The organism is Aquimarina sp. I32.4, assembly GCF_002924285.1.
Classification (GTDB): Bacteria; Bacteroidota; Bacteroidia; order Flavobacteriales; family Flavobacteriaceae; genus Aquimarina.
In genome coordinates, this window is sequence record NZ_PGUB01000154.1 from 1 (window position 1) to 7,076 (window position 7,076).

At 27.4% G+C, this 7,076-nt stretch carries 4 protein-coding genes; 3 read left to right on the forward strand and 1 reads right to left on the reverse strand.

Annotated features, from left to right (window positions below; translation table 11 throughout):
* Window positions 1–1,059: 1,059 nt before the first annotated feature.
* Window positions 1,060–1,356: a hypothetical protein gene (locus CVD18_RS20585; RefSeq protein ID WP_103867370.1), complete on the reverse strand. Its 297-nt coding sequence runs from the start codon at window positions 1,354–1,356 to the stop codon at window positions 1,060–1,062.
* 175 nt (window positions 1,357–1,531) lie between these two features.
* Here CVD18_RS20585 and CVD18_RS20590 point away from each other — a divergent pair, with 175 nt between their 5' ends.
* Genes CVD18_RS20590 through CVD18_RS20600 form a run of 3 tightly spaced genes read left to right on the forward strand, consistent with a single transcriptional unit; the run spans window position 1,532 to window position 6,763 of the window.
* Window positions 1,532–1,747: a helix-turn-helix transcriptional regulator gene (locus CVD18_RS20590; protein ID WP_103867371.1), complete on the forward strand. Its 216-nt coding sequence runs from the start codon at window positions 1,532–1,534 to the stop codon at window positions 1,745–1,747.
* A gap of 27 nt (window positions 1,748–1,774) precedes the next feature.
* Window positions 1,775–4,867 carry a DUF262 domain-containing protein gene (locus CVD18_RS20595; protein ID WP_103867372.1) on the forward strand — a complete coding sequence of 1,031 codons (3,093 nt, stop codon included), beginning with the start codon at window positions 1,775–1,777 and terminating at the stop codon, window positions 4,865–4,867.
* The gene (locus tag CVD18_RS20600; protein ID WP_103867373.1) at window positions 4,868–6,763 is read left to right on the forward strand and encodes an AAA family ATPase; all 1,896 of its coding nucleotides are present in this window, start codon (window positions 4,868–4,870) and stop codon (window positions 6,761–6,763) included. It abuts the gene before it with no gap.
* The last annotated feature ends 313 nt before the right edge of the window (window positions 6,764–7,076 follow it).

The following is a 7,076-nucleotide window of genomic DNA, read 5'->3' on the forward strand; positions in this document are numbered from 1 at the left end:
AGCTTCTTTATCCAATAATGCAACTTGCCTTCTGTTAAACCATGAGCCTTTGCAAAATCCTTTTGACTTTGACCTGAACTATGATAAGAGGATACTAATTCCTCCATCCGTCGAGATTCCGATAATTTAGACATATACTTTTTTAAACAAAAATATAGCCTTCAACTAATCTAATCAAGATGGGTTAGACGGACGGATACAAATATAGCGACTGCGCCGTACATTGTTTCCATCCCGAAGCTTCGGGATTGTGCTAGCCTTGATTTTTTGTTTCTTTTTCATCAAGGAAAAAGATATGCAAACTCTTAAAATGTTTAATCTGTGTTCTACACATAGCATGTGCATAGAAATTATCTCGTTAGAGTAATTTTATGCTTATGCGGCAACGTCACGAGAATCGCATAAAAACTTTTTACACGTATATTTTATCGAATACGCGATTTATAAACTACCTAAAAGTTTTGCTTTTTTTTGGTGTGGCCAAGCGATGGCAAATTGTGTGTAGAGAAAAATGCATTGAGCATTTTTATTTACAAAACAATAAAGCGGTTGGGCGCGGCAATTTTACATAACGGCAAATTATAGCTACAAATGTAAAACGTATGGTTTAATCATAAACGCCTTAAAAGAAATATTAATGACCCCAGTAGCTAATATGACTATGAAATAGAATTACCCTGGGATATTTTACATAATACTACATTATAGCTACTAATAATAAACTGGCGTGCGTAAAACGGCTGTTACATAAATGCTGACGATATAGACCTAAAGGCGCTATATCTGCATCTATGCAAAATAGAACCGAAAAAGTTCTATTCGCCGTTTTACTCATATATTATATTTGTACTATAATGTACTTGCGTTATGTCACTTTGCTTTGGAAAAGCAAAGTTTTTTTGTACTACATACTCTTTAAAAGTTTTCTAACGAAAAGTTTAAAAAAAAAAAAGGTAATGCAACACTTATTACCCGAAACGACGATAGGAGAGTAGGGGAATGTGTGTGGAATGGGAAACTATTTAAAATGTTTAAATCAAAAGCATCTAAACCTAATATCTACAAATCAATAAGGTATTTTAATCGGCTATAACATTCTTTAGCTAAAGGTTTTAAAGATTGTCCGTCTGGTGTAATTTTATAATCAATAGATCTATTCATAAAAGAAGCATATGTTTCTGCTAAATAATCATTCATTTTCTCTTTTGGTGTATTCATAAGTTGATAAATAACCTCCAAAATTGCAAGATGATGAGTACTTAATCCATCTAATCCAATACTTTCTAAACCATAAAGTAATTGACTATGTTTAAGATCCTGCTGTATTAAATCAATGATTATTTGCTCATTTTTCATAGAATTATTAGGTTTTAATGGTTGATTATTAAAAATAATATTCTCTTTTTAAGATAAAATATTCCGAATATAAGAACAAATATACATAAAAGCAGATAAAATATTTTACGGTAGTTTAGAAAATCGGATAAGAATAACCTAATACCTAATTTTATGTTCTTAAAAACAGACAATAATGACAGACTTAGGGTTATATCTTTCTAGAAAATCTGTAAACAGATCCGATGTTTCTCGTAAAACGGGAATAAGCAAAACTCGCCTGAGTGAATTGTCTAATAATCGTAGAACAAAATTGCGTGTTAGTGAATTGTATTTAATAGCGTTAGCAATTGATGTTGATCCTTGTGAAGTTTTTAAAGAAGTCTGCAAAGAATTAGAATTGAAGAGTTAGATAAATCAAATATAAGCCGAGTTAGGAATGGAAATTAGAGAAATATTTGAGAATAGAATTAAGATTGAGCCAAAAGTAATGTCTATTGAAGTTCTTTTCAATAACCCTGAAAGAGTTGAAAACACAAATTACAAACCGTTTTATCAAAGGAATTATGTTTGGGATGACGAAAAGGCAACATATTTTATTGAAAGTATTTTACTGGGCACGGAGATACCACCTTTAATTTTTTTCAGAAACTTAGAGAAGATTGAGATAATCGATGGAAGGCAGAGATATCAAACAGTTCTAAGGTTTATAAAAAATGAATTTAAATTAAAAAAGAATGGGTTACACAAGCTCAATAATATTGATATTTCTGGTAAATATTTTAAAGATTTAGAAAGAGACCTACAAGATTTATTTTGGGAAACTAAACTTCGTATCATTGAATTTAGTTTTTATGGTCAAAATGCGGTAGATGAAGATATGATGGATATGGAGGATGTTGTTAAAAAAGAAATTTTTAAAAGATATAATTCAGGGATTACACCATTAAAACCCACAGAAATTGATAATGCCATATACATTGATGATGATTTAAATTCATTCTTTAAGCAGAAACTGATTGATGATCAAATTTTGAAAAGAGATATTTCTGACGCGTTAAATTTTGAGAAAACGACAAATGAAATTATTTTAAAAAAAATTAGACAATTATTAGTACAGCATAAAATACCAATTAAATATTATGCTGTAAAAAAAAATATTGTTATTGCAAATTTTTATGAATTTTCATTTTCTGATATTGATGAAGCAGAAATTCATGCAATATTTAATAAATTTATTGAAAAAATAAATTTAATTAGCAAAGTTAAAATAGTATTTCCAGGCGAAGGAAAAGCATACAACAGGCTTATATCTGAATGCTTGTTTTGGGTATTTTCAATATTGGAAAATGAAAATATTTCTCTTTCATTAATTACCAACGATACAATTACCAAATTAACAAATTACATCTATAAAAATATTGAGTCGTTTGACACGACAAGAGGTTCTTTTGCTAAAGAGCTTTTCAAAAGGTATGAAGTAATTTCACATTTCTTTACTGAAAATTTTAAAGTTGATTTTAATATATACCTTCATAATAATATAGAGTTTAAAACAAAGAATAAAGAAATAATACCTGATCTTGAAAGTGTAACAAGTTTTGATGATTTACGAATACATAAGACAGAACCATCATCTATTACAATTGTGGATATTGTCCGTCAAATGAGTAAACAAAGGTTCTTGATTCGCCCACCTTATCAAAGACAAGAAGTAATTAATAAAAAGAAATCTTCAAGTATCATTGAAAGTATACTCTTAGGAATAAAACTACCTCCAATATTTATATATAAAAGAAAAGATGGTGTATCAGAGGTTTTAGATGGTCAACAAAGATTATTGAGTATTCTAGGCTTCATAAATGAATCATATTTAGATGAAAACAACAAAATTAGACATTCAGATAAAAATGCCTATTCATTAAATTTAAAAAATGGCATTTTAAGAAATTTACATCTTAAGAAATTTGAACAATTATCATCATTCCAAAAAAGCAAGATCAATAATTTTGATTTATGGATAATTGAAATTAACTATAAAAACAATATCAATTTCGAACCAATTGATTTATTTCTTCGATTAAATAATAAACCATATCCAATTAAGGAAGATACGTTTGAAATGTGGAACTCTTATATATCAAGAGATATTATATTAACTATACAATCTATATATAAAAATAATGATGATTGGTTTTATTTTAGAAAAAATAATTCTAGAATGGAAAATGAAAATATATATACTTCTTTAATATATCTTCAATATACATGGATTATTGCTGGAAAGCCAGCTAATTTCATTCCAAATGACATTGGAATTTATCAGGTTGTAGATAGGATTATGTTCAGGTTAAAATCCAAAATCGAAATTACAAAAGTTTTAGAAAACACCTCCAAAACTACTAGTTTTATTGGTGCTTCAAATGATTTTGAATTTAATTTCATTAAGAAGTTACGTGTTTTAGTTTCTGACTCAGATGATAGTTCTACACCAAGTTTAATAAAAAATTTAGAGGAAATACTAATTGTTGTAAAGGGTCGAAGAACTCAGCAAACATTCTATGCCTTATGGTACTTTCTTTTTGATATTCCTTTTGATGTTATAGACCGTTTAAAGTCAGAAATAAGAAATGACTTAAAGTCATTATTTAAAGATATGGCTGGAATTGAAAGCAAAGAAGTATTTCATTCTAATATTTCTAAGTTTAAATCTAAATATATTCAATCTAATTTATTTCTTAATAACTCCAATTATCAATTTGTAGAAAAAACACTATTAGGAAATATTTCGACTATCTCTCAAGGAGTGGCAATAAATAAAAATATTAAACCAAATTCTATAAAATCTGAGCTTTCATATCCTTATTTTGAAAAAGGGGATTTTAATAATTTTCAAATTAATAAAGAAGATATTAGTTATTTAGAAGATGTTTCTATGTTTAATAAAGATTTTTTTAATCTTAAGAATAAAATATTAGTAAAACGAAATTTGACATCGAATACTAGATTTAACACATCCTATTTTGATTCAAATTTAATTTTCAAACCTAATACAATTGGGATTGTGGTTAATCGATACGGCTTTGATGTAAAATATATATTAGCCATACTTTCGAGCAGGTATTGTTATAATTTTTATTATTTGAAGAATGTTAATGAAAATGATGAGTTAAAAAATATAACACTAACTGAAATCAAAGATATTGAAATACCAATCATTCCATTTGAAAAACAACTTCTTTTTAGTAAAATTATTGATTATGTTCTGAATAGTAAAACAGATTCTGAAAGTACTCTGTTTTTTGAAAGATTAGTTGATGCAATGGTATACGAATTATATTTTCAAGTTCAATTTGAAAAAGCAGATATCAAAATTTCATCTTATTTGAATGATTTGCCAGAAATAGAAGATGATACTAATTTAATCAATTCGATTTACAAAAGCTTAAGTGATCCTAATAATGATCTTAATATAAGTTTATTGAAGATTTTAAATATTTCTGAAATCATCAATATTGAGAATCAATTTTAAATGGCTAAGAGAATCGCATCTTTAAAAATAAAAAACTGCAGAGCTTATTGTGATAATTATGAAGCTCTTGTTCTACCGAACGGAGAAAATGTTTTAATATATGGAGAGAATGGTAGTGGCAAAAGTTCTCTTTATAAAGCAATGAATAGTTTTTTTGTAAAATCAAATAATACTTCTTTACCTTTTGTAAAAAATAGATATTTCGAACATTTAGATGGGCAAATTAAAATAACTTTTTCACAATTTGATAATACATCTTTACAACTTGTATCTGGTTCGGACGAAGAATATGTGTTTGGTGATACTCTTAGTGATAATAATATCCCATTTATTCAAACAGCATCACTAGTTAATGGGTTTTTGGATTATACAGATCTTTTAAAAGTTTATTTGCATAAAGAAGAACGTCCTAATTTATTTGATTTGATAGTTCTCTCACTCTTAGGTAATCATATACCAATATCTAGTGGAGGAAGTTTTAAATTTAAATCTAAGTGGGAACAATTACAAAAAAACTTAATAGAAGAATCATATACGAGAAATGATCGTTCGCATAAAAATGCATTTGCAGAATTACCTATTTATGAAATTCATCTAAGATCTACCTTAGACTCAGTTTTTCTAGAATTAAATAGATTATTAAGTACATATTTTGCCGATTTAGCTATCCAACTTGAATATATACTTCTTCCATTAAATTTTAATTATGGCTATAAATCAAATTGGAATACAACATCTGATTTACGCCTTGATATAATCAAAGATGGTTCAAGTATTACAGGTGATTACAGTGATTTTCTGAATGAAGCAAGATTATCAGCTATTGCAATTTGTTTATACCTTGCTTCACTATTAAAAAATCCAACCAATTTAGATTTAAAAATATTGTTTTTTGATGATGTTTTCATTGGATTAGACGCAGGTAACAGAATCCCTATATTGAATATTTTACGTACAGAATTCGCAAGTTATCAAAAATTTATTTCAACATACGATAGGCATTGGTTCGAACTAGCAAAGAGACAATTTGGTGTTTATAATGATCAATCATGGAAAACATTAGAGATTTATGTTGGAACAAAAGATTTAAGTGGTACAAAAATATCTAAACCTATACTCGTAATGGGATCAAGCCATTATGAGAAAGCAATTCAATACTTGCATGATAGTATTCGACCTGATTATCCAGCATCATCTAATTATTTTAGAAAATCGATAGAGGAGTTAATTCAAGATCTAGTGCCCAAATATGAATTAGTAGATGCAGAAAACACACAATTAGCAGATTATAAATTAACAAACTTATTATTAAAGACCAAAAATTTTCTAATAAAAATTGGAGAAGATATTTCTGAAATTAATATAATTATTGGCTTATTACATAATTTAATTCATCCTCTTTCTCATCATGAAATCACATCTCCAATCTATAAGAATGAACTTTTGATACTTGAAGACGCAATTCCTAAATTAAAAAAACTCTTAGTTGATTTAGATATTAAAAACAACTATAAATGCATACTTGAAAAAGGAAAAAACATAAAAATTACATTTACAGTTAATTCAATAACAAATCATTTTTATTACTATGAATTAAAATTAAAAGAGAACATTATTCTTAAAAAAAATGGAGGAACTCCTAATCTATCACTCTCTAAATGTTATGTAGAAAAGATGTATGGCATTAATAATAGTATTTCAATACCTAATTTTAGTCCATCAAAAAATGACTCTAAATTCAATTACATTTCTTTAGAAAATGCTTCAAATTTAATTTATGATTATTTACAAATACCACCAAATGTTCCTTTTCCAAAGATCACTAACCATTTAAGTCAAATTGAATATCATGATGGTAGTGATTGGACTTCTTTTTTACCTAAAACAGTTTGGTAATAATTTTGGTTAAAACAAAATGTATTTTTATAATATTATGTAAAATAGAAGCAGTGCGTTTTTACCCAGATGAAGCGATGGCAAAACGGCCTCAGAAAACTTTGGCAAAACAATAGGCAAAAGAGCGTCCATATTTTAGATCTCTAGTACTGAGGTTTAATCGAAGTGATACATATTAATTGAAGTTCTAAGGAATTTTATAAGTAAGAATGTTTTCTAAAATATAGCGATTGCGCGTAAACGTCCGAGCAACTACAGGTTAGTGTTTTCTTGATATCCAGGCAATAGTTCTTCTAGTTTTTGTATGCTATCA

Bases quoted from the DNA above. Each gene is read 5' to 3' on its own strand.
- CVD18_RS20585 (WP_103867370.1), bottom strand. From the start codon at position 1,356: ATGAAAAATGAGCAAATAATCATTGATTTAATACAGCAGGATCTTAAA.
- CVD18_RS20590 (WP_103867371.1), top strand. From the start codon at position 1,532: ATGACAGACTTAGGGTTATATCTTTCTAGAAAATCTGTAAACAGATCC.
- CVD18_RS20595 (WP_103867372.1), top strand. From the start codon at position 1,775: ATGGAAATTAGAGAAATATTTGAGAATAGAATTAAGATTGAGCCAAAA.
- CVD18_RS20600 (WP_103867373.1), top strand. From the start codon at position 4,868: ATGGCTAAGAGAATCGCATCTTTAAAAATAAAAAACTGCAGAGCTTAT.